The sequence below is a fragment of the Kitasatospora sp. NPDC017646 genome, assembly GCF_044329365.1.
GTDB lineage: Bacteria > Actinomycetota > Actinomycetes > Streptomycetales > Streptomycetaceae > Kitasatospora.
On record NZ_JBIRJC010000011.1, the window covers coordinates 178,017 to 200,905 of the forward strand.

16 protein-coding genes are annotated in these 22,889 nt (G+C 69.9%); 9 read left to right on the top strand and 7 right to left on the bottom strand.

Going from position 1 to position 22,889, the window contains the following annotated elements:
• Positions 1 to 136 precede the first annotated feature (136 nt).
• The 3 genes from ACH4J0_RS19690 to ACH4J0_RS19700 all read left to right on the top strand — a co-directional run bounded on the left by ACH4J0_RS19690 (position 137) and on the right by ACH4J0_RS19700 (position 5,257).
• Positions 137 to 2,800 carry a hypothetical protein gene (locus tag ACH4J0_RS19690; protein WP_396241712.1) on the top strand — a complete coding sequence of 888 codons (2,664 nt, stop codon included), beginning with the start codon at positions 137 to 139 and terminating at the stop codon, positions 2,798 to 2,800.
• A gap of 117 nt (positions 2,801 to 2,917) precedes the next feature.
• Positions 2,918 to 3,793 carry a hypothetical protein gene (locus ACH4J0_RS19695; protein WP_396241714.1) on the top strand — a complete coding sequence of 292 codons (876 nt, stop codon included), beginning with the start codon at positions 2,918 to 2,920 and terminating at the stop codon, positions 3,791 to 3,793.
• A 153-nt stretch (positions 3,794 to 3,946) separates the two neighbouring features.
• Complete coding sequence (locus ACH4J0_RS19700; protein WP_396241716.1) at positions 3,947 to 5,257, top strand: UDP-glucose dehydrogenase family protein; 1,311 nt, start codon at positions 3,947 to 3,949, stop codon at positions 5,255 to 5,257.
• 189 nt (positions 5,258 to 5,446) lie between these two features.
• Here the strand turns inward: ACH4J0_RS19700 and ACH4J0_RS19705 are convergent, their stop codons facing one another.
• The 3 genes from ACH4J0_RS19705 to ACH4J0_RS19715 all read right to left on the bottom strand — a co-directional run bounded on the left by ACH4J0_RS19705 (position 5,447) and on the right by ACH4J0_RS19715 (position 9,916).
• Positions 5,447 to 6,958: a glycosyltransferase gene (locus ACH4J0_RS19705; protein WP_396241718.1), complete on the bottom strand. Its 1,512-nt coding sequence runs from the start codon at positions 6,956 to 6,958 to the stop codon at positions 5,447 to 5,449.
• 31 nt (positions 6,959 to 6,989) lie between these two features.
• Positions 6,990 to 8,420 carry a Gfo/Idh/MocA family oxidoreductase gene (locus tag ACH4J0_RS19710; RefSeq protein WP_396241720.1) on the bottom strand — a complete coding sequence of 477 codons (1,431 nt, stop codon included), beginning with the start codon at positions 8,418 to 8,420 and terminating at the stop codon, positions 6,990 to 6,992.
• A 74-nt stretch (positions 8,421 to 8,494) separates the two neighbouring features.
• Positions 8,495 to 9,916 (bottom strand): putative PEP-binding protein, encoded by a 1,422-nt coding sequence (locus tag ACH4J0_RS19715; RefSeq protein ID WP_396241722.1) that lies wholly within the window; start codon positions 9,914 to 9,916, stop codon positions 8,495 to 8,497.
• A gap of 326 nt (positions 9,917 to 10,242) precedes the next feature.
• On the opposite strand from ACH4J0_RS19715, the gene ACH4J0_RS19720 reads away from it, so the two are divergent.
• Positions 10,243 to 11,613 (top strand): transcriptional regulator, encoded by a 1,371-nt coding sequence (locus ACH4J0_RS19720; RefSeq protein WP_396241724.1) that lies wholly within the window; start codon positions 10,243 to 10,245, stop codon positions 11,611 to 11,613.
• 187 nt (positions 11,614 to 11,800) lie between these two features.
• Here ACH4J0_RS19720 and ACH4J0_RS19725 read toward each other — a convergent pair whose 3' ends face one another.
• Entirely contained in the window at positions 11,801 to 12,574 is a 774-nt protein-coding gene (locus tag ACH4J0_RS19725) for a TauD/TfdA family dioxygenase (protein ID WP_396241726.1), read from the bottom strand.
• 431 nt (positions 12,575 to 13,005) lie between these two features.
• On the opposite strand from ACH4J0_RS19725, the gene ACH4J0_RS19730 reads away from it, so the two are divergent.
• The gene (locus tag ACH4J0_RS19730; protein WP_396241728.1) at positions 13,006 to 13,779 is read left to right on the top strand and encodes a phytanoyl-CoA dioxygenase family protein; all 774 of its coding nucleotides are present in this window, start codon (positions 13,006 to 13,008) and stop codon (positions 13,777 to 13,779) included.
• Here the strand turns inward: ACH4J0_RS19730 and ACH4J0_RS19735 are convergent.
• Together ACH4J0_RS19735 and ACH4J0_RS19740 are read right to left on the bottom strand one after the other, a co-directional pair.
• A complete protein-coding gene (locus ACH4J0_RS19735; protein ID WP_396241730.1) occupies positions 13,760 to 14,566 on the bottom strand; it encodes a class I SAM-dependent methyltransferase in 807 nt (268 codons plus the stop codon). The two genes, ACH4J0_RS19730 and ACH4J0_RS19735, sit on opposite strands and share 20 nt — an antisense overlap.
• 88 nt (positions 14,567 to 14,654) lie before the next feature.
• Positions 14,655 to 14,816: a hypothetical protein gene (locus tag ACH4J0_RS19740; RefSeq protein ID WP_396241732.1), complete on the bottom strand. Its 162-nt coding sequence runs from the start codon at positions 14,814 to 14,816 to the stop codon at positions 14,655 to 14,657.
• Positions 14,817 to 14,988: 172 nt separating this feature from the next.
• Between ACH4J0_RS19740 and ACH4J0_RS19745 the strand changes: the two genes are divergently transcribed.
• On the top strand, positions 14,989 to 15,642 hold the full coding sequence (locus ACH4J0_RS19745) for a helix-turn-helix domain-containing protein (RefSeq protein ID WP_396241734.1): 654 nt from the start codon (positions 14,989 to 14,991) through the stop codon (positions 15,640 to 15,642).
• Between the two features lie 394 nt (positions 15,643 to 16,036).
• Entirely contained in the window at positions 16,037 to 17,290 is a 1,254-nt protein-coding gene (gene xerC, locus ACH4J0_RS19750) for a tyrosine recombinase XerC (RefSeq protein ID WP_396241736.1), read from the top strand.
• Between the two features lie 86 nt (positions 17,291 to 17,376).
• On the opposite strand, the gene ACH4J0_RS19755 is transcribed toward xerC, so the two are convergent.
• On the bottom strand, positions 17,377 to 18,573 hold the full coding sequence (locus ACH4J0_RS19755) for a hypothetical protein (protein WP_396241738.1): 1,197 nt from the start codon (positions 18,571 to 18,573) through the stop codon (positions 17,377 to 17,379).
• Positions 18,574 to 19,372: 799 nt separating this feature from the next.
• On the opposite strand from ACH4J0_RS19755, the gene casA reads away from it, so the two are divergent.
• Positions 19,373 to 21,523, top strand: coding sequence for a type I-E CRISPR-associated protein Cse1/CasA (casA, locus tag ACH4J0_RS19760; protein ID WP_396241740.1), 2,151 nt, complete (start codon positions 19,373 to 19,375; stop codon positions 21,521 to 21,523).
• The gene (locus ACH4J0_RS19765) at positions 21,520 to 22,830 is read left to right on the top strand and encodes a type I-E CRISPR-associated protein Cas7/Cse4/CasC (protein WP_396241742.1); all 1,311 of its coding nucleotides are present in this window, start codon (positions 21,520 to 21,522) and stop codon (positions 22,828 to 22,830) included. Before casA ends, ACH4J0_RS19765 begins: the two co-directional genes overlap by 4 nt.
• Positions 22,831 to 22,889 lie beyond the last annotated feature (59 nt).

Consider the following 22,889-nt stretch of genomic DNA (forward strand, 5'->3'; position numbering starts at 1 on the left):
CCGCCGCATGAAGCCGGACCGGTAGGCGTGCTGTCGAAGCACGTGCACATCGAATACCGCGCTGACGGGGTGCCCCCCAGAGTGCTGAACCGGCGCTGAAACTCGTGAACAGGGCCCCACCGCCTAGGATCGATGCATGGTCAGCAACGGTGGGAGAGGGTGGGATGACGCCCGGGCCAAGGCCCGCGAGTTCCAGCGTGTTGATCGCAACGTACGGGATGTCCTCGCCCTGATCTACTACCTGATCGCGGCTCAGGACGGCGGCGCCATGGACCAGCTCTCCCTGCGGTCCGTCCGCTACCGCCTGGCCGATCCGCGGCGCCTGCACCGAGCCCTCGCCGAACTGCTGCCCGGCCCAGCACGTGAGGAGGACGGAACCAGGCCGGTCGGGACCGGCCTGGCCGACCTGACGCAGGCACGGCTGCTCGAGCACGCCCAGGACTACGGCCCGTTCACCGGCCCGCCCCCCGTGGAGGGAACGATCTGGAAGCTCTGGCACGCGCTGAACGCCCAGCACGGAGTGCCGCTGGAGGACACCCTGCCGTCCGACATGGTCACCGAGGACGTGTACGGCAGATACCGGTCGAGCGGGATGACCGTCTTCGAGCACGCCGTACGCGAGCTGACCAGCCAAGTCGACCGGCTTCTCCTGCCGGCCAGCGGAGCGTTGAGCCTGTGGGCCCACGTCCGGGTCACTGACGGCGTCCATGCCGGACGGACCGGCCGTCTCAGCGCAGTCACCTGGGGCACCGACGACGAACAGCGCACCTGCACCGACACCCCCGCGACCTTCCGGGTCGACTTCGACGACCGCCGCGAAAGTGCCGACATTGCCCCCGGCGACGTGGAGAAGCTGCCCGAGTGGGACCGCCGGTTCGTCGTCATCCACGCGGGCGAGCCGCTGCCCACCGAGTGGGCTGCCACCGTGCTGCTGGCCGCCGCCGGTCCGTCGCCCGCCTGGCACGACGAAGCCGTGGAGCGCCTTCGGCAGTGGCAGGGCGGTGGACGCATGGTCGTCCTCCTGGCCCGGCCGCTCCACGGTCAGGCGCTGAGCGCCGAGGAGGAGCGGTGGGTTGACTCGGCCGCCGGCTGGGCCGACGAGATCATCGCCCTCGAACCCGACGACCGTTCCTCCCCGCCTCGGCTCACGCCCGACCGGCCAGCCGACGCCGTTCACCACCCTGCGCGCCTGACCCTCATAGCCGCCCCGGGACGTGTTCCGACCCCCGAAGACACACCCTCCTGGGCTCGGACCCACCGCGTCGGCGTTGCGCCCACGATCGCTGGGGCGGTCGAGGCAGCGCTGAGCCGGGTCGGCCGAGGACACCAACGGGCCGCCGGGCATCGCCAGGTGCCGCTTCTCGTCGCCAACTCCGCAGCGTTCATCGGCTGGTCCGTGGAACAGCTGACGGCCGGCACGGTGCTGGAGGAAGCCCGAGTGGAGTGGGTGTGCCGCGAGGAGGATGCCGATGAGCCGATCTCCTGGTGGATCCTGCGCGCCCGCCTTCGACACCAGGACCTCTCTCGCAGCGAGGAGACCGTCCTCGCGCACCCGGGCCTGCTGAGCGTAGTCGTCTACCACCCGCGGGAACCGTGGACGGACACCGAGGTCGTCCTTGTCCCCAGTCCCGCCGCCGCACGGGGGAAAACGCGCGAGTTCCTGCGCCTTCCCACCGTCACCAACAACGTGCGCGCCGGCGGAGGCAACACCGACCGCGCCTGGTCGTTCCTCGTGGAAGGGCTCAGCCTCTTCCTCGACTCCGACCGCCTGCGCGGAAGCGCGTTCCGCAACGACAGCCACCTCACCTCCGCCCGCCGCAGCGTCGTCCGCGTCGCGTTGACCGACAGGGAGTTCGACGACCTCCAGGACCGACTGGAGCTGAGCCCAGTCGGCGCGCCGGAGGTGCACCGGCTGGCTGACCTCATGGCGAACCCGGTCTGCGACTGGGCCACCCTGGGCGCCATCACCACCGCCGTGCAGCCCAACCCGCCAACCGCATCCCTTGACCCGGAGGCCGCGCGCCAGAGGACGCTGCAGTGGCGCGAGGCCGTCCGCCGGGCCACCACCCTCACCGTCCCCCGCCACGAGGGATCGGACGATGCCGCGGGCTCTGCCGCCGTCCGGGACGTCATCGCGATGACCCTCTACGCCCTCCACCTACGCGAACGACAGCCAGTTGCCGAAGTGTCGTGGTGGACCGTGCTGTTCCACCTCCAGGACGACCAGCACCTCATCGACCTGGTGGAGCAAACGCTCCAGAACACCGGCCACGACGTGATCCCACGACTCAGCTTCAGGTCGCCCGACCAGAGGAGAGCCGACCCCATCACCCGGCGGTGGGACCGGTTGAACCGGTTGCAGGACCCGAACCGCCCGCAGGACCCGCGTGCGGGCGGACTACACGACGGCCCTGACCACGGGCCCGGCTCCGGGCCCGACCTCCAGGGCAGCCGCCGCAGCGGCCGGCCCGACCCGATCATCAAAGCGTGCGTCCCTCGCGCTGCCACCGCCGTCCACGCAGTCCTGGAGGACGGTTTCACCGAGCATCAGCGCATCCGCGTCACGGCCGGCCCGTACGAGGGCCGTGCCGGCTTCGCACGACGCCCCGCCTGGAGGCTGGACCGCGAGACCTTGCAGATCGCGGTGCCCCCCGCCACATACGTCGTCGACCTCGACGACCTCGACGGCGCGGTGGAGATCGACGCCGGCCAGCTCGCTAGCCACACGGACGGACGCAGCCGGCCCGGCTCCCCACCTGCCACCCCGAACGACCCGGCTGGCGACCCGACCGCGCGATAGGCTCATTTCGGCGTTGGTCCCAACCTGGCCCGCCGGACGCCGTTCTCCGGGGTCGTCGGCTCCCAGCAGCTCGGCCGGACATCACGGCGCCACCGAAAGCTACGGGAGGGAAACTCGGTGAACGATCTAATGAGCCAGCTGCCCCGTCCGCTGGTTGAGCGGATGGGCCGGATGAGCGGCATGGCGCTGCGCGGCGTCATCGCCCTGGTCGACGAGGAGCCGGACACCTTCGCCGCGCTGGTGGACCGGATCGGCACCTGGGACGACGATCCAGGACGTTCGCCGTATCCAATGCCGCGCTACAAGTTCGCGGTCACCGAGGCGCTGCGCGTCGTCAACAACGGCTTCACGGCTATCGAAGAGCACGGCCCCCTCCTCAATGAGGCGGTGGTGGAAGGCGCCCGGCCGCTGATCGAGTCGTTCGCGCCCGCGGAGTTCCGCGACGCCGCCCTGCAGAAGCTGGCGACCTTCCCTCCCGGCAGGGAGCCGATGGACCTCTCCGGCGGCGATGAAGTCGGGCCGGTGGATTACGTCATCGCCGCGGCAGCGGCGGCGTGGATTGCCGGCGGCGCTGGCGGGCGCGTGGCGATGCAGCAGAACCTGCGGCTGGCCTTGTTGAAGGAGGTCCGCCGCGCAGAGAGCGTGGCCACCGGCGCGCCGGAACGCGAACAGGTCAACGACGTCAGCGACGCTGACGCGCTTGCTCTGCTCGCCGACCTGTACGGCGAGGACTACGTCCGCCTGATCCCCGGCCCGCGTCAGCGGGGCCCCTGGGAGTGGGACATGCTGGCCGTCCTGAAGATGCACCTGCTGGAAACGCCCGCCGACGCCACCACCTCGGAGCAGGCCGAGGAACTCAAGGCCAAGCTTCTCACTGTGCTGCAGGCTGCCACGGCCACGCTTACCCAGGCGCCGAAGCCCTCGGTGCGCACGGTCGGTAAGCGGGTCCAGCCCAAGCGCCAACCGAAGCGCCAGCGGAAGGGCAAGTCTTAGGCGGCGCTCCGGGTTGACCGGACGCCTGCAGGGCCTCCGCCCGACGTAGCGGGTGGCCAGCTCGTCATCCCACGGACGCAGCCTGCGACATGCTCTAGGGTCAGATGCGGCTGACAGGCACGGCGCCTCGGGGCCGGAAAGGTGAACGAACCGATGCTGGGACAACGTCGAATCGCGGTTTTCGGTGCGGGCTACATCGGCCTCGTGACGGGCGCCTGCTTCGCGAAACTGGGGCATGACGTCGTCGTTCGCGACATCCAGCGGGAGCGCGTCGAGCTCCTCCGGAGCGGTGGAGTTCCGATCCATGAGGACGGGCTGGCGCCCCTGATCGCGGAGAACGCCGACCGTCTGACGTTCACCTTGGACGCGGAAGAGGCTGTCCGCGACGCTGACGTCGTGTACGTGTGCGTGGACACCCCGTCGACGCCCTCCGGGGATGCCGATCTGTCCAGGATCTGGCAGGTGATCGAGACCCTGCGGGATGCTCGTCATCTGGCTGCGGTGGTGGTCAAGAGCACGGTGCCCGTGGGCACCGGCGCCAGGGTCAGGGCCGCGATGGACCGCGCCGGTCTCCGGCATGTGGGGTACGCGTCGAACCCGGAGTTCACCGCGGAGGGCCAGGCAGTGCGGGACTTCATGCACCCTGATCGGGTGGTGATCGGCGCTGACGATCCCGAGACGGCGAAGTTGGTCGCCCTTCTGCACGAGGGCGTGGACGGCCCGATCGCCGAGATGGACGTCCGCTCGGCGGAGATGGTGAAGCTGGCAGCCAACGCGCTGCTGGCCACGAAGATCAGCTTCACCAACGAGATCGCGACGATCTGCGAGGCCACCGGCGCCGACGTCGAACACGTGGTCCGCGCGGTCGGCCTTGACCACCGGCTCGGGCCGCACTTCATGCGGCCCGGCGTCGGCTGGGGCGGCTCCTGCTTCCCCAAGGACTCCCGAGCGCTTCGGGCCCTGGCCGGCAACGCCGGGTACTCCTTCCAGCTGCTCACCTCCGTCATCGAGGTGAACGACCTGCAGCCGAGGCGCGCGATCCAGCGGCTGAAGGACGAGCTGGGCGGCGCCTTTCACAACCGGACCGTCGCCCTGCTCGGCGTCGCGTTCAAGCCCGGAACGGACGACGTTCGCGAGGCCCCGAGCACGATCATCGCCTCCCGGCTCCTCTCCGAGGGCGCGGCGGTCCGCTGCTGGGATCCGCTGGTCCGCCAGCTCGACACCGCGCCCTGGTCGTCGACCACGCGCTGCACCACCCCGCTGGAGGCGATGATCGGCGCCGACGCGGCGATCATCGTGACGGAATGGCCGGAGCTTCAGGACGTCGCCTGGGACCAGGCTGCGGCCCTCATGGCGCGTCCCCTGGTCTTCGACGGCCGCAACCTCCTCGACCCGCAGCGGATGGCCTCGTTCGGCCTCACCTACATGAGTGTGGGCCGCACGACCGTCCGCGGTTCGGCCTGATCCGAAACGCGATGGCCGGGGCAGCGAGTGTCGCTGCCCCGGCCATCGCGTTCGCCCTCCCGTGAAGTGGCTACCGGCGGCAGTCCTCCTCGTCGAACGGAACCGGTGGAGCTGAATGCGCAGCCATGCAAGTCACCTACGCCCGGTCGAACCGACCCACTGCGCCCAGTCGGCCAAGCTTGCTGGTCGCTATGCGCGGATGCTCGCCAACACCCTGTCGTACATGTGGCCGTACCGGTCGGTGATGGTGCGCCAGCTGTAGTGCTGGACGACGAAGTCACGGGCGTGGCGTCCGCGCCGTTCGATCTCCCCGGGACGGGTGAGGGCCTCCAACAGGGTGGCGTGCAGATCTTCGGCGTCACCCGGCACTGTGAGCCACCCGGTGGGCCGGGGCCCGTGGGTCCGGATGGTGGCGAGGGGGCCGCCGCTGGCGGTCGCGACGACCGGGGTGGCGGAGGCCATCGCCTCCAGGCAGACCAGCCCGAACGGCTCGTCTACGGAGGGCGTCACGAACAGATCGCTGGCGTTGAGGCCGTCGATAAGGTCGCCGTGCGGTCGCCATCCCGCGAAGTACACGTCGTTGCCGATGCCGAGGCGTTCGGCCAGGGTGTGAGGGTGTTCGCCCTCCCACTCGCCCGGGAAGCCGCCCAGCACCAGCAGGGCCGGGCGCACCGGCGCGCTCTCCTTGAGGGCGGCGAAGACGTGGAGCAGCAGATCCAGGCGCTTGAAGTCCAGGAAGCGGCCCATCCACAGCAGCAGGGGGCGCCGGTTGCCCGCGTCGTCGCACAGCATGCGGTCCACGTCGGAGTGGGTGTAGGTGATCGTGCCGGGGCCGTGGCCGGGCAGCCAGCCCTGCGGTTCCTCGACCAGCCAGCGGTGCAGGAGGGTGCGCTTGCCGGTGTCGTCGAGGGTGGGGTGGGGCTGGAACAGGTTGGTGTCGACGCCGTTGGGGATGACCTCGAGTCGGTCTTCGGGGATGTGGAGGAGCTCGTGGGCGAGGGCGCGGTCCTGCTCGGAGACGGTGACGATGTGCTCGCTGCTCTGGGCGTGTTCCCGCAGGGTCTGGATCCAGAACTCGGCGTGGGCCCAGCTGCGCCAGCGCTCGTCTGGCGGGTTCTCGGTGCGGTCGCCGGCCATCTCCTCGCGCCGGGCGAGTTCGGCGACGCTCAGGCTGGTGGCGGCGGCTCGACGCACACGGTCCAGGGCGCCCTGGAGAAACTTCAGGTCGGTGCCGTGGAGGGTCGTCACGACGGTGCGCTCGAGGCTGCGGGCCGCAGTGTGCTGCGGGGTGAGGTGGTGCAGGTGGAGCAGGCCACCCTCGCCGGCGCCGTGGTCGGCGAACTGCCGGGTCCAGTAGTCCTCGAGGTGCGCGTTGGTGCGGGGGGAGACCGCGGCGAAGACCCGGTCCGGCACGCCGGGGCGGTCCTCGTAGGAGGGGTGCAGGGGGACGGGCATCTCCAGGGGATCCAGCCCGGCGGCGTGGGTGGTCGCGGCGAGGTTGTAGTCGGAGGCCACCAGGTGGGCCGGGCCGTAGAAGGTGGGCGCGTGGGAGTAGTCCCCGGGCTCGCCGAGGGATCCGGCGAAGACCCGGGCGGGGCGGCCCTGGGCGCGCAGTTGTTCGGTGAGGTTCTTCGCGACGAGGGCGGACCCGCCACGGGGGTAGAAGATGAGGCCGTGATCGACGGGGACGAGGCGGTTCATGTGCGGCTCCTTGTCTGTGATGCGCCGTGGGTCAGGGCAGGTCGACGAGGATCGACGGGCAGGGGATCGCATCGTGGTGGCTGGTGGCGATCAGCTGGTACATGGCGGCGTAGACCTGGTGGGTGAGGGTCTGGCCGTCGAGGAAGGCGATCTTGTCGGTGACGTCCGCGCTGGTGGTGCCGCCGGCGGCCATGGCGAGGAAGGCTGCGGTGATGTCGCGGGGGGTGACGGCGCTGCTGGCGTGGGCGTTCTCGTAGACGGTCTCGAGTCGACCCGTGGCGCTGATCAGCGGGTTGCGCCGGTGCTCGACGCGGATGGTGTACGTCTCACCGACCGCGTCGTTCTTGGTCAGCCGCACGTGCTGGAGGTTGCCCTGATGCAGGTCGATGACGTACTGCGACATGCGGCCCTTCTCGCGGAACGCGACGTCGTCCTGAACGTCGCGGGCCAGGGTGCCGACGGTGCGGTTGGAGAGGGAGTTGGAGGTGAAGCTGTAGGTGAGGACGCCGTGAGAGCGCTGCCGGGAGTCGAGGAGTTCCACGGTGAAGCCGAAGTCCATCTCGGCCAGGAGGACGCGCTCGGGGAGGTCCGCAGCGGGCAGATCAGCCTCCGAATGGAGCCGCAGGAGGGCGGCGAGGGCATCATTCTGGCCGGTCGCCAGGTGGTCGCCGACGCGGCGGACGTACTGCAGGGTCAGGCGCAGTGCGCTGATCTGCCCGGAGGCGAGCAGAAGGTAGCGGGTCAGCTCGTCGAGGTAGTGGTAGCTGCTGAAGCTGAGCGCCCCCACGCCGTGGGTGTAGCCGTGGGCGTTGCCGAGCGCGTACTCCTCGGGGAGGCGGAAGTGGCCGCCGGCGACGTCGATGCGCCCCATGGTCAGGGGCTGCTTGTGGTCGTCGTGGATTTCGCGGAGAAGCTCGCCGACGTGCAGGAAGGCGTCGTTGGCGCGTCGCCGCAGGGGTACCGCGAACAGGTGGCCGGGGCGAGCGCGGTGGGCGCGCAGCAGTGTGTCGAAGCGGTGGTGGATCTCGGCGGCGCGCTCGGGGTTCCAGGCGGCGTCCTCGACGCAGACGATCGGCTTGTCACACAGGACGTGGACGCCCTGGTCTGTGGCCCACTTGAGGTAGGGGTAGTGGGCGACGGGGTCGCAGGCGACGATGACCGCGTCGAAGCGGTGTTCCTGGTGGGCCTGCTGCAGGCGGTGCTCGAGCCGGTCGGATGTCTCGCCCGGGTGGGGCTTGATCCACGCGGGCTTGTCCCGCTGCACGAGGGCGTCGAGGTCGGGCATGTGGGCCAGGAGCGCCGGGTTGTAGGGGTCGCGGGGGTCGCAGATGGCGGCCACGCGCACGGAGACGCCGTTCTTCTGGAGGGCGAGGATGGCCGGGATGTGGTTCTCGGCCGCGGCCCAGTGGCCGCAGCCGCCGACCAGCAGAACGCTGATCGGCCACGGTGCAGGTGAGGGCATGGTGGTGCCTTCCCGAGCCGCCACGATGTGGCAGCCCATCAGGAGTGAGACTGGGCAGGCGGGTGGTGGTCTGCTCAGAGATCGAGCAGTTCGGCTACCAAGGCCCGCAGGTACCGGCTGCCGCCGGTGCTGAGGGCGTGGTCTCGGATCGTCGCCAGGGTGGCGGTGTCCGTGCGGCCGAGGGCGTCGCGCACCTCGGGCAGGTACGGCAAGGCGACGGTGAGAGCGGTGACGCCCACAGCCGCCAGGACGACGGCGCCCACCGGATCGCCGGCCAGCCCTCCGCACGCGGACACGGGGATGCCGTGGTCGGCGCCCGTCTTGGCCACCGCCCGCACGGTGCGGGTGACGGCGACGTGCAGAGGGTCGATGTCACGGGCGAGGTCCGCGCTGGTGCGCGACATGGCCGTCAGGTACTGGGCGAGGTCGTTCGTGCCGATGCTCAGGAAATCGACGTGCTCGGCGAACTGGTCGACGGCCAGGGCGCACGCCGGAACCTCGACCATCACACCCAGAGGCAGAGCGGGGGCGTCCAGCTCGGCCTGCACCGTGCGGGCCGTCTCGGCGGCCTGGAGGAACTCCTCGACGTGGGTGACCATCGGGAACATCAGGCGCAACTGGGCACCCTCGTCACGGGCGACCCGGTAGGCGGCCCGCAGCTGTGGCAGGAACAGGTCCGGTCGGCGCAGGCTCAGGCGCAGGCCACGCACGCCGAGGAACGGGTTGTTCTCGCGGGGCAGGCCGAGTGCCGGCATGTCCTTGTCGCCGCCGATGTCCAGTGTTCGCAGGGTCACGGGTGCCCCGCCGACGGCGCGGGCGATCTCGCGGTAGGCGGTGTAGTGCCGTTCCTCGTCGGCGAGGTCCTGTTCGCGGCCGAGGAACAGCAGCTCGGTGGCGAGCAGGCCGAGGCCGTCGGCGCCGGCCTCGCTGAGTTCGGCCGCCTGGGACGGCCGCGTGATCGTTCCCGTGAGGGTGACCGGGACGTGTCCTCCGTTGGCTCGCGCCCGCGGCTTGGCCAGGCTGCGGTCGCGGTGCGTGGTGGCTGCGGCCAGGTCGCTCCCCGCGAGCCCGGTGTAGAGGGTGCCGGTATCGCCGTCGAGGGCGCACATCGTCCCGTCCGGGACGGCAAGAACTGAGTCGCCGGCCGCGACGATCGTCGGGATTCCGAGGCTGTAGGCGACCTGCACGGCGTGGGAGGTGGGGCCTCCGGCGGCCGTGCAGAACGCGGCGATCCGGGTGAGGTCCAGGGCTGCGGTGTCAGCGGGCGTCAGATCATGGGCGATCAGGATGTGCGGCCCGTCGGCGGCAGGCTGGGGACTGTGCAGCTGCCAGACCGGGGCCACCGCGAAGCCGCGGGTGCCGGCGGCCCCGTCATGCCGGATGACGGATCCGGAGAGCACCAGCGGGTTGTCCTTGGCACCGTCCGCGCGCAGGTACCCGGCGCTGCCGCCCTCGATGGCTTGGGTCTGGCCCTTGCTGCTGGCCGTGGAGTTCATGTCGGTGCCTCCGTCGTCGGGAACCGGGATCGTCCAAAGTGCGCCGGGTGCGACCGGGTGTGCGGCAAGGTCGCTGCGGCAGCGAACCGTTGTGGCCGCAAACTGGCGCGGGCCGCCGGCCGCGCGAGTTCACTGCGCGACGGGCTCACCAGGGCCGGCAGGCCGGCGGGATCGCTACTGTCCGCCCGCACAGGGCGGTGGCGGAAGGCGCCGCGCGTTGCCTCGTGCTGCCTCGCGTTGCTCCGTGTTGCCTTCGGACACACAGGACTTGATCGGTCGTGATGCATCGTCAAAGATGGAGCTGACACCACTGCAGGGAGGACATCGTGGCCAAGGCGGTCGAGGTCGGGCAGTCCGTCCACCCGCTCACCGCGCTGCTGGTCCGCGATGGTCTCAGTGCCACGCGCTACCTCACGCGGATCGACCAGGCGCACCAGGAACTGGGTTTCGGAGCGATGGCCGTCCGCAGGGAGAAGCTCACGCGGTGGACACGAAAAGGCGTGACCCCCGAACGGCCTGCGCTGCTGGCCATGGCCCGCTACCACGGCATCGACCTCACGGACGTCGACCGGTACGGCTGGCCGGACTTCCTGTACCTCGCGCTCCACGACGATGGCGTCGTCCTGGAGTCGCCCTGGACGGCAGCGGGTACGGTCCTCTCACTGACTGACCTAGGAGGTCACGTGGACCGGCGCGCCTTCCTCATCACGTCCACCGGCGCGCTCGGGGCGATCCTCGCCCAGTGGCAAACCGCCGATCCCGCACTCGCCCTCCCCACCACCGGCCGCAGGCTCGGCACGAGCGACGCCCGGCTCTTCGAACTTCGCCTGGACGCCCTTCGGCATCTCGACGACACCGTGGGATCCGAGCAGGTCTACCAAGGCGCCGTCTTCGAACTACAGATGATCCGGGACCGGATCATCAACGCCACCTACACCGAGGAGACCGGCCGCCGACTGTTCGCCGTCGCAGCCGAGGCATCCCGGTTGGCCGGATGGTGTGCCTATGACGAAGGCCGGCACGCCGCTGCCGAGCGGCACTTCGTCACCGCCCTGCGCGCCGCCGCCACCGCCCAGGACCCGACCCTGGGCGCCCTCGTTCTCGGATTCTGGGCCAACCTTCGCTACAACGCCGAGAAGAGCGACCCCCGAGGTGCGCTCCACCTGATCGACGCGGCGATGTCCGACCGGAAGAAGATCTCCTCACCCCGCGTACGGGCAATGCTCCACGCCCGCGCGGCCCGAGCCCACTCCAAGGCCGGCGAGAGCACCGCTGCCTACGGTCACATCGACAATGCGCTCGCGGCATACGAAAGTGCCGAAGCGATCGAGGCCGACCTGCCTGCCCTGTACTGGCTGTCACGGGGCGAGATCCACCAAGTCGCCGCGAGCTCGGCGCTCAGCCTGGGCGAGCCTCGAAAAGCCCTGGACCACTTCACCGCCGCCGCCACCCAGGAAGACCCATACGACACCGAACGCGAGATCCGCGGCACCGTCATCTACGAGGCCCGACGCGCCGAGGCCCATCTGGCGCTCGGCGAACTCGACGCCGCCGTCGCCATCGGACACCACGTCATCGACGCGATGGGCGGCGTCGACTCAGCCCGCTCTACCAGCACACTCGGCGACCTGCGCACACAGTTGCACCGGCACCGGCACGTCCCGACCGTCGCGGAGTTCCTCAGCATTTCAGCCTGACCTCGAGCGGTCGGCCCGTTCGGGCCGACGGCACGGGACGTCCAGGAGGCTCACCGACTGTCAGCCGGGTCGCGAGCCCGGCCGATCGGATGGGGTGTGCCCCTGGACGGTCGGCGCGATTCCGACTGAACGCCTGTTCTCGGAATTGTGCCGACCGTCCGAACCTGTGTCGGCGCCGGGCGTGGCTCTACCTGTCCAGCGTCCGGTGGTACGGAGCACTGCCGTACATGGAGCGGGTGAACCTGCGCGGCCGGTCGCCGTTCCGGTAGGCGCAGCCGCGGTGCGAGACCCGGTCGTTCCGGAAGATCAGCATCTCGCCCGGTGCGAGACGGATGCGAGCGGAGTGCGCTTCGAGCGCCGGTCCGCGCAGGTAGTCCAACGCCCGTTGCAGGGCGGGGTTCCCCGGAGTGTTCCACAGCTCGGTCGTCCCGTCCGAGAAGCGGGTGGCCAGCTCCCCGTCGACCCGGCCGAAGGCCGGCCCTGCGGCGCGAAGGCGCGCGGGGTCCGCCACGGCGATGGTCGCAAATCGCGTCAACGCTTCGGGGTGCTGCAGGCTCACCGCCGCGTCCTCATCGGCCACCGACAGCTTCAGGAACGCCTCGCAGGAGAAGAACAGTTCCGTCTCGCCACCGGTGTGCGCCTGTTCCAGGCAGTGGAGAACGGTGGTCTTGATCCCAGCGAGGGGTTCCAGCAGGCCGTCCACGTGGAACTGCTGTCCTGGCATCTCGGACCATGGCAGTGCCGAGGTACTGTCCCGGGGAATCTCGTTGTACGGCCCCACCTGGCCAACCACCTCACACACCTCCGGATCCCTGTAGAGAACTGGCGTGTAGGCGTCGGACAGGCCCAGCGATCGGGCGATGTCCCTGTGCGCGTTGAACGGGTCGTCCTCCAGTGCGGGCGCCGAGATGACGGCGTACCCGCGTTCATTCACTTCGGAGATCAGTTCAAGATCCGTCACGTGCGAGCCTCCTCTTGCATGTGCTGCGGGATTCCTGCGGCGGTCTCGAGTCGGACACATCGCGCGCTCTTGGCCGATCCGTCCAGGGCGCCAGACTCCTTTGCGGTGCCCAGCGCGGCGAGCGGACGGACTGGCTTGGTCGGCCTGGCCGTCACGTGGTCGGTACCGATACCGTCGCCCACCCCAGCCTTGACGTTGGCGCATCTCTGGGCAACGGCCGCGACATAGAAGGCAACATGAGACGACAGGCGGGAACCGTCAACAGCCGGATGGGGTCAACAGACGGCAACGACGAGCCCGATGCTGCCAAGACGGGGCCTCCGCCGAGCGAGCAATACCCGACTCAGTGCCGGTCGGACGGGTGGCCCGCCGCCGTACAAGCGGTGGAAATCCTGTTGCCCACCCCAGCTCACTGCCGCTTCCATTGCAGGATGGAGACGACAACTCGCTCTCTGAGCAAGGCATTTCAGCGTGACGGCTACTGCGTTCTGCCCGATGTCCTCACCGCCGAGCAGGTGGGCCACTGGCGCTCGGCGCTCGCGCGGCACGTTGCGGCCCAGCCGCCCGAGCCCGGCCGTACCGGCCCGTACTTCCTGTGGCCGGCCCTCGCCGACCACGCCGACCTGCGCGCCCTCTACGAGGAGAGCGGCATCGGCGACGCCGTCCGCGCGTTTCTGCGGCCCGACCTCGCCCTGCCGGCCCCGGAGGTCGCGCAGCTGGCGCTCACCCTGCCGCCACACCTGCACCGCCCCGGCGCCCCTCACATCGACGGCCTCACCCCCACCGAGGACGACGGCCGCCCCGGCACGTTCACCGTCCTGGCCGGCCTCCTACTCACTGACCAGCGCCAGCGCGACCGCGGCAACCTCTGGGTCTGGCCAGGCACGCACCTGAGCACGGCAGCGTGGCTGCGCCACCACGGCGCGGACGCGCTGCGCGACGCCACGCCCTACCCGCCCGTGGACCTGCCCATCCCGCTCCAGGTGACCGGCACGGCCGGAAGCCTCGTCCTCGTCCACTACCTGCTCGCCCACAACATCGGCGGCCACTTCGGTACCGCCGACGACGAGCGCCGCGAGACCGTGTACTTCCGGCTGCGCACCGTCGGCCACCGCGAACGCTGGCGCGAGGTTGTGACGGACCCACTGTTGGAGTTCGCGCTGCCGGATCAGACGGGAGGCTCCGTCACGGGCGGCGGGCGATGATCGCCTCCGTGCGGATCGTCTGCTCAAAGATGCCCGCCGGTTCGAAGGCCAGCAAGGCGTCCCGAACGTCGTTCACGAACGCCTTTGTGTCCGGGCCGAGTTGGCGCGGGCTGCTGTAGCTGTAGGAGAGCTGCAGGCCGGCCACCTCGTCCGCGGTTCGGGCGATCGTCCGGTCCCAGTGCGCGGTCTCGATCCGGGAGAACGGGGAACGGGCCAGCACGTCCTGGTGGCGCTCGGCCGGGTGGGTGTAGGTACCGCGCCCGGCCCGGCGCTCCGGGCCGAGGTACCGGACCCGGACTTCCCTGATCGTGTCCGACCAGGGCGGCGGGGCGATGTCGCCCGGAGCGCCGCCGGAGGCCAGCACGATCGCGCCTCCGTCGTCGATGAGGGCATCCAGGTCCTGGGCGACGGCGGCGCGGTCCATCCAGTGGAAGGCGGCTCCTACGGTCACCAGCCGGAGCGGTGGCAGGTCCATGCTGGCCAGTTGTGCCGCCTCGCCCAGGCGCCATTCGATGTTGGTCACGCTGTCCGCGGCGGCGAGCGCTCGGGCCTCGGCGAGCATGCCCGGCTGCGGATCGATGGCGATCACTGAGTTCACCATGCGGGCCAGCGGTAGGGCGACCGCTCCAGTGCCGGTGCCCAGGTCCAGTGCCCACCCGGTTCCGTCGAGGCCGATGCGCTCGGCGACATGGGTGAACATCCGCTCGTCGTAGCGCGGCCGGTAGGCCGCGTAGTACGGCGCGGTGCCGTCGAACAGCTCGGCCGGCCCATTACTCGTATCCGCCACGCAGCCATCCTGCCACCGCCGCCCAGGTCGCATCGGTCGAGCTCCCCCTTGGAACGGAGCGGCGGTCGAAGCGTCCTCCTCCTGGCATCTACGCCGCGTTCTGCGAGGTACGCGGGCGCAGGAAGTGGAGGAGGTCTGCGGTGATCACGCGGTAGCTGCCGCCGACCTCCACGACGGTGACCGGGTAGCGGTCCTCCCTGACCATGCGGTATCCGACCGTCCGGCCGAGCGAGAGCAGCTCGTTGGCCACCGATAGCGGAATCGCCGGCGGGAGGGCAGCGAGAGCTTCCGGCGAGTACTTTCCCGGCCGGGCAGTTCGGACTGCGTTCACGGCAACTTCCCTCCCACGCGATGTTCTCTGTGCGAGAAACATCTATCACATCTGCTCTGGACGAAGAACATTCCGTGTGTATTCTTCTCTAGTGACAGAATCGAAGGAGCAGTGGCCGGCCGCCCTCACGGCGCGCATCGCCCAGACGGTCAAGACGCACCGGGCCCAGCGCGGCATGACGACCGGCGACCTCTCGGCAGCCTGCGCGGCACGAGGCGTGCCGATCGCCGCGAACACCATCACCAAGATCGAGAAGGGTCAGCGGGACTCCCTCAAGGTGGAGGAGGCCCTCGTCCTCGCGCACGCCCTCGATCTACCGTTCGTGGCACTGCTCATCCCGCTGGAGAGCCAGACCGACGTCGATCTACTGCCCGAGGTGACCCTGTCCATCTGGGAGGCAGCGGCATGGGTCACCGGCGAGGACCACCTCGTCGAAGCGCCACCGTCGGGGTCGGCACGAGCCATACTCGCCGCCTTCCGCGAGCACGACGTCGACGTCCGTACCGCGCTGATCTCCACCCGGGAAGCCCATAACCGCCGCCTCCAGGCACGCCAGGCACTCGGATCGGCCCGCTACGAGCAGCTGGCCCGCCAGGCAGACGAACTCGACCGCATGGCCCACGAGGACTGCACCCGGCTCAAGGCCGTCCGAGACCAGATGCGGGCAGACGGACTCCAGCCAGCGCCCCTGCCCTCCGCACTCGACTTCGTCGACCCGGAGAGACCAGCACCGGCCGACAGCTAACCGTTCGCATCCACTTCAGCCAGCCCCGAGGATCACCGACATGCCCCGATCTTCCGCACGCCCTCCGGCTCTCTCCCCGCGCCCGATCCCCACCACAGGGCATGCGGCATGAGCGGCCTTCAGCCTGTCGGTCGAACCGCCACAGAACACGGGGAGGACACCACACGCCCTTCGGCCGTCGATCTACTCCACAGCGGCTGGTACACCGCGGAGGAGCTCGCGCCGCTCCTGAAGGTCGATCCGTCAACCCTTCGCCGTTGGCGCAACGCCAGGCCCCCACAAGGGCCTCCCTTCGTGCGCCTCGCCAACCGGACCGTTGTCTACTCCATCCCCGACACGCAGGCATGGCTCCTGTCCCAACGAATAGTCCCCGCAGAATCGGAGGCCGGCTAGCTTGGCTGACACCCCCGTGATCGTCCCGATCGCGATCGACCTGACCGACGACATCGAGTTCCGGGCGGACCGCCGTCCCGACTTCCGCTACCGCGCGCGCGTCCGTTGGTGGGATCCCAACGGCGGCGGGCGGAAGTCGTTGTCCAACTCCGTTGCCTCCGAGGACGAGGCGAAGGACTGGATCGACCGTCTGCGCAAGGCTGCCAAACGTGGAATCGTTCCGTCGCTCTCGAACGTGACGTTGGCGGACTACGGGGACGAGAACTGGGACCTGGCCATGCGCGGTCTGGAGCCGAAGACCCTCGACCCCTATCGCGCCGGCTGGAAGCTGCGTGTCGTCCCCACCATGGGCCACGTCCCGGTGGTGTCGATGACCAACGGGATCACCGACCGGGCCCTGAACACTTGGATCTCCGACGAGGTCGGCAAGTCCTCCGTCAAGAACACCCTTGCCCCCCTTGTCCGGATCATGGAGCAGGCCCGCCGCGACGGCCTTATCGACCTCAACCCCTGCCGGCTGACCGGCTGGCAGTCCCTGTACAAGCAGTACGAGGACGAGCTGGACAACCCGCGCGCCCTCGCTCTGCCCGACTGGGACACCCTCGAGGCCCTTGCCGAGGCGCTCGTGGCCCGCTCCCACGGCAACTATCGGATCTGGGGCGACGTCGTCCGCTTCGCCGCCTGCACCGGTGCGCGCATCGGTGAGGTCTCCGGGGTCCGGGTCCGGGACATCAACCGCTTCGACTGGACCTGGGACCTACTGCGACAGACCACGCCTGGCCCCGGAGGGCTGACCGACAAGGGCACCAAGGGCAAGCGCAAGCGCACCGTCCCGATCATCGAAGAGATCCGCGACATGGTGACCTGGCGCCTCACCGTCGTCGGACACGACCCGATGGCACGGCTGTTCACCGGCCCTCGCGGTGGCCGTATCAGCACCGCCGTACTCCGTGACGCCACCCACTGGGACGAGGTCGTCACTGCGCTCGGCTACCCCTGGCTTCGCCGCCACGGCTTGCGGCACACCGGTCTCACGTGGCTCGCCGACGCCGGCGTGCGCCTGCACGTCCTGCAGAAAATCGCTGGTCACGGGCAGATCACCACGACCCAGCGCTATCTCCACCCGTCGCATGCTGACTACATCGAGGCCGGCAACAAGCTGAGCACCCACCTCAGCGGTGGTCGGGACACAGCCTCGGCGGTTCCGGATCCCGAGCCCGAGGCCCCTGTCCGTCGTCTCTACATCGTCCGCTGACCTGGTCCGCTGGGTCCTCCATCCGTGTCGCGGTGCCCGGACGGAGGACCCAGCGCGTTAACCCAGGTACTCGTCGTGGGGCACGGTCACTCGTGCCGGAACCCTCGCTGTGGATCGCGTTCTTCGCCGAACGGCTCGAACCAGTCATCCGGGTTGAGGTTCACGGTTCCCAGCTTCTGACTGATCTCGCTGTCGGCATCATCGACGCCGTCAAGGCTGCGGTCGAACAGCAACAGGACGTCGTGATCCTCGAACAGGAGGTCCAGGCATGCCTCCCAGTCGAAGTCGTCCTCGCTGACTGGCAGCTCATGCACAAGGTCCGTGATCCGGTTAGGGCGATCACGCAGCAGCGTCTTGGCCTGCCGGATCGCCAGATGCAGGGCCATCTCCTCGCCGGTGCACCGCGGGTAGGGCGTCTTCCCGGCATCGAGATCAGCGCAGAGATCATCGAACGCGCGGGCCATGTGCTTGCGCCAAGCTCGGGGGCGATGGAACGTCAACGGCGGGAGCTCCGCAAACAGGCCGGCGGCTCCTCGGGCCAGGGGCTCATCGTCCAATGCCACGACCTCCTCCCAAGCCTGCTGCGACAGATCCTCCAGGGCTGCCTGCAGTACGGTGGCGGTGCGCGCACTCAGCTGCCAGTTGTCCTCGTCAACCTCCTCGTCCGGGCCTTCCTCCCAGCGCTCGACACGCCGTCTCCCAAGCCGCTCTCTGACCTGTCGGCTGGCCTCCTCGGAGGCGGCAAGCGCGGTGTCAATCAGTCGCAAGCGGTCGCTGAACTCGAACGCCTGGAGCAGCGCACCCGCCTCATCGAGAAGCTTGCCTCCCTCAAGGACGAACGCTGATCGGGGGATGACGATCGTTCCGCAGTCACCGGCGAGCCGATCGGCGGCACTCGCCACCACCGCAGCCGCGACCAGCGGAGTGTCGTACGGCGCCGCCAAGTCGAGATGCTCGATCACGAGGAAGTCCCCCACTGCCATCTCGACAGCGCCGTCGAACCTCACGTTCGGGTCGCCGTCCGGTGTGAGGAGTTCGGAGGCGATCACAGCGAGCAGCGGACTCTCGTCCCTGAGACGATCGCTGAAGTTGCCGACACCCCATGGCCGACAGCGACTGATGCCCAGTAGCCCGACCTGACCGCCACCGGCGTCGGTCACACTCACGCGCCAATGGTGGACATCATCTGTGCCGGGATCCAGCAATCGGTAGGCATGCTGGAACTCCATCACGAGGCCGGACGGATCCGCCTGCCTTGACGCCCCGCCACGCTGCTCGGCCATTGCATCCGCTCCTTCAACCGTCCCCTGCGACCGCCTGCGTCGGAGGATACGGCCCACGCATAGCCGGCAGCCTCGCGATGGAGCCCTGTTCACCCGACGTGACTACCCGGCCGCCGGGGGCCGGCCGTTGAGGAGTCGCAATCGCGGCTGTTCGATGACTGTTCCTCGACGACCATCACCAAGGCTTCCAGTGCCCCCGATCCTGTGATTCACGCCACAGGGGCGCATCCGCCGACAGGGTCTCCCAGTGAAGATCCGAGACGTCGAAAGGAGCTCACCGGATCAACGGCAGGCCGGGTTGGCCGCCCCAGTATCACCAGCCTCGGACACTCCCCGCTGCCAACAGCCGCGATCTATCGGTGCGCACAAAGACCATCAAGGCCCTGCATGCCCGCCTCGCGATTCAGGGTTGACCATTCGCCCCGGACGCGCCCGTTGGCCGGTCAATGCTCACAGCAACCGATCCCAACCCCCGCCCCCACCAACGCGCTTCGCCTCCGACGAGTGTGGCGTGCGGCCTCGCTCACCGTACACGGGCGGTCCGACAGATCCTCCAAGTAGCTATTCGCACAAGTTTGCTGATGATTTGTCAGGAATTGCTGACGAGCCTATGTTCCCTCCATCGCCCGTCCGGCGGCCCCGCCCGATCTCGGCAGTGAAGGGCACTTGCCGCCAACTACCGGAAGCCGTCTCTTAGTTGTCAAAGAGGAGTAGCGCCTTGCCTTCGCTGCCCAGTTTCAGTGTGATGGCTTCGCCGTGCGTCCTGGTGCGGATTCGCGCCGATGCCGACGACGGAGAGGTGACCGAGCTAGCGCCGGGCGCCCTCCCGGGCGGGGCCGTCCAGATGAGCGTGCGCCAGGTACTGGTGGCCGCCCACCTTATTGCCGACCTGCAAGTGCCGCATGTCGCCGTCGAAGCAGCGCTGCGGCGGTTCCTGACCGCTCTGGCCGTGCGCGTGACGGGGCTGGACGTGCCGGACGAATACGAGTGGCAGGACGTACAGCAGGCCCTGCTGCTGGCCGGCCGCTTCGATGCGGCAGCAGTGGACGGCTACCTGGAGCAGTTCCCGGGCCGGTTTGACCTCTACGACCCGGCAAGGCCGTTCCTCCAGGACCCGCGCCTGGCTGCCGAGTGCACGAAGGCCTCGGCGCCGGGACGGTTGGCGATGACCCGCCCGTCGGGCAACACGCAGCCGTGGCGCAGCCGGGTGCCGCAGGAGGTTCCGGTGGCGTCGGCGGATGCGTTCGGGTGGCTGCTGGCGTGGCGGGACTACGGGCCGTGCGGGATGGCGGCCTTGCGCAGTCACGGTGGGCAGAGCACGAAGTCGTCGAAGGCGGGGCCCAACCGGCGGACGGTCTCCTACTTCCCGGTGGGCGAGAGCCTGTTCACGTCGCTGGTGCTGGGGTGTCCGCCGCCGTCGCGGTGGCCGCAGCTGCCGGGTGAGGACTTGGCGCCGTGGGAGCGCGAGGAGCTGCCGGATCCGCTGGCTCCGGTCGCGGCGTGCGGGCCGGTGTCGTTGCTGACGGGCCGGGCGGCTCACTCCGTGCAGCTGGCGCCCGGGGTGGCTGGTGCGGAGACGACTTCGTGCTGGATCGCCTGGGGTACGCGCACCGATCTGCCGGCGGCCGTCGATCCGTTCACCATGACGACGTCGGCGGGCAAGGCCCGGCTGGCGAACGCCGGCCGATCGCTCCTCCGGGACTTCGACGCGCTCGCGCACGCGAAGGACGCATCGGCGAGCGCCAAGGTGTCGAGCGTGCCGCCGATCTGGCTGAGCACGTTCGCTGACCTGCCACCGAAGGCCTTGGACGTTCTCTCCGACGTCCGGGTGCGGGTGTTGGGATGCCAGCAGGCTGCGCAGGCCGGTGGCATGGAGCACTGGTGGGCCGAGACCACTCCGGTGGCGGTCGCCCCGTACCTGCCGTCACGTGATCCGCAGCGGTCCGCGCTGGTCTGCCGGACCCGTAAGGCCGCCGAGGACGCCGCCAAGTCGCTCGGCACCGCACTGCGGGCCGCGTGGCGGGACATGGGCAGCAACCCGAAGCAGAACGCCTGGACGGAGTCGGCGGACGCCGCGTTCTGGGACCGGGCAGAGGCGCCGTTCTGGGCTGCGATCACGGCCGAGCCCGCGGTCGAGGACGCCGTCGAGGACAGGGCGCGGCCCTCCGGTCCGGGCTTTCGCCGGATCGCGCTGCAGGTCTACGACGCCGTGACCGCACCGCAGGCCGCCACGGTCGACGGCATGGACCCGATCGCCGCCCACCGCCACTCCGTCATCTCCCCTCCCGCTCCCCGCCGTGGAAAGGCCAAACCCGTGACCGCCGACACCGCGTCCGCCGAGCCGCCCACGGCAACGGCCGCCTCCAGCCGTCCCAGTCCGCTGGAGGTGTTCGACGACTTCCTGCGTCTGGTCGCCAAGGTCTGCTCGACGTCCGGCGGCCGGGCCCGGCTCGCCGACGGCCTGGCCTGCGACCTGACCGAGGGCGCTCCGTTCCACCTCGTCGAGGCGCTGCTGGACGCCGAGCCCACCGACCGCGTCCGCGGGTCCATCGTCGATCCGCGGCAGGCCCGGCTGTTCATCCTGATCGCCTGCCTCTACGCCTTCCATGACGCCCCGAACCCCAAGACCGCCGGAAAGCGCAGGCCCCGGCCGCCGCGGCCGGGCGTTCTGCGGCACAACCTCGGCTGGACCTACCGCGAGGCGGCGAACCGCGGCATGCGCGCGGGCAACGCCCGCGACGCGCTGCTCTCCCTGGCCGGCCTCGAACTCGACGACCTCGTTCTCACCCTTCCCGGCGCGATCAGCCAGCTGCGCTCGCAGAAGGTCCCCGTCACCTGGTCCGTGCTCCTGCGCGACCTGACCCGCTGGCCCCGCCACGCCGATGCGATCCGCCTGGACTGGATCCACGCCTTCCACCCCGCCACCGCTTCGAAGGAGAACGCCGCATGACCACCACCAAGGACGCCGAGGCCACCACGGGTTCGGTCTTCGACCCGGCGCAGAAGGTGCACGTCGATGTCCACCTTATCCAGTCGTTCCCGTACTCCAACCTGAACCGCGACCGCCAGGGCGCGCCGAAGACCGCCTCGTACGGCGCGACGGTGCGCGGGCGGCTGTCCGCGCAGAACACCCGCCGCCACACCCGCACCGATGTGGAGAAGACCCTCGGTGTCCGGGCGCTGCGCACCCGGCAGGTGCCCAAGGAGGTCGCGGCGATCCTCGCGGAACGCGGCTGGGACGCGCAGGAGGCCCTGGCCGCCGCCCAGATGCTCATCTACTGCGCCCACGTCAAGGGTCTGGGTGTGGCGGACAACGGCGGCACCAACGCCCTGCTGTTCCTGCCCGAAGCGGCCCTCACCGACTTCGCCGACCTCGCGGAGGCCGAGCGCGAGCAGCTGGCGGGGGCCCTGGCCAAGGTCGAGGCCGAACTCGCCAAGGCCAAGAAGAAGCGGCCCGCCAAGAGCAGCGACACGGCCGACGTCGACGACCAGGCCGAGGCGGACGAGGAAGACGAGGAGGCGGAGTCCGCCGCTGGCGCGGTGATGGCCAAGCACGCCCCGAAGGAGCTGAAGGCCCTGGTGCTGGCGATCCTGCGCTCGCGTAACGCCGCCGTCGCCGCCTACGGCCGCATGCTCGCCAACGAGGCGGAGTCCAGCGTCAACGGCGCCGTCCAGGTCGCCCACGGCCTGACCACCCACCGCCTGTCGGTCCAGGTCGACTTCTTCTCCGCGGTCGACGACGTCCTCACCGGCGGCACCGAGACCGGCGCCGGACACATCGGCGACCAGCGGTACACCACCGGCGTGTACTACCGCTACGCCTCGCTGAACTGGCACGAGCTGGTCCGCAACCTCGACGGCGACGAGGCCACCGCCCGGGAGGTCCTGGAGGCGTTCACCCGCTCGTTCATCACCACCGTGCTGCCGGCCAAGGGCAACAACACCGCCGCGTTCACCCTGCCGCACCTCGTCTACACCGCGGTGCGCACCGACCGTCCGATCAACCTGGTCGGGGCGTTCGAGACCCCGGTCCGGGCCGCCGAGGAGGGCGGCTTCCTGCCCGGTTCCCTCGCCGCGCTCGGCAAGCACGCCGCGGCCACTGACCGCTTCCTCGGCATCAGGGGACGCGCCTTCCACGCCCACACTGGCCTCGTCGACGACGACATCCCGGCCCTGGGCAAGCGCCTGGGCGGCCTCGACGAGCTCATCGACGGCATCACCGGCGCCATCGCCGACCTCGGCACGACCACCAAGTAGCCCTTCCTGCACCTTTGTTCACGGGGTGCCCCCGCCGCCCACCGGCGGCCCGGGCACCC

What these genes read in the sequence shown, in the direction of transcription:
- ACH4J0_RS19690 (WP_396241712.1), top strand. Translation starts at nt 137, where the DNA reads ATGGTCAGCAACGGTGGGAGAGGGTGGGATGACGCCCGGGCCAAGGCC.
- ACH4J0_RS19700 (WP_396241716.1), top strand. Translation starts at nt 3,947, where the DNA reads ATGCTGGGACAACGTCGAATCGCGGTTTTCGGTGCGGGCTACATCGGC.
- ACH4J0_RS19705 (WP_396241718.1), bottom strand. Translation starts at nt 6,958, where the DNA reads ATGAACCGCCTCGTCCCCGTCGATCACGGCCTCATCTTCTACCCCCGT.
- ACH4J0_RS19710 (WP_396241720.1), bottom strand. Translation starts at nt 8,420, where the DNA reads ATGCCCTCACCTGCACCGTGGCCGATCAGCGTTCTGCTGGTCGGCGGC.
- ACH4J0_RS19715 (WP_396241722.1), bottom strand. Translation starts at nt 9,916, where the DNA reads ATGAACTCCACGGCCAGCAGCAAGGGCCAGACCCAAGCCATCGAGGGC.
- ACH4J0_RS19730 (WP_396241728.1), top strand. Translation starts at nt 13,006, where the DNA reads ATGGAGACGACAACTCGCTCTCTGAGCAAGGCATTTCAGCGTGACGGC.
- ACH4J0_RS19755 (WP_396241738.1), bottom strand. Translation starts at nt 18,573, where the DNA reads ATGGCCGAGCAGCGTGGCGGGGCGTCAAGGCAGGCGGATCCGTCCGGC.
- ACH4J0_RS19765 (WP_396241742.1), top strand. Translation starts at nt 21,520, where the DNA reads ATGACCACCACCAAGGACGCCGAGGCCACCACGGGTTCGGTCTTCGAC.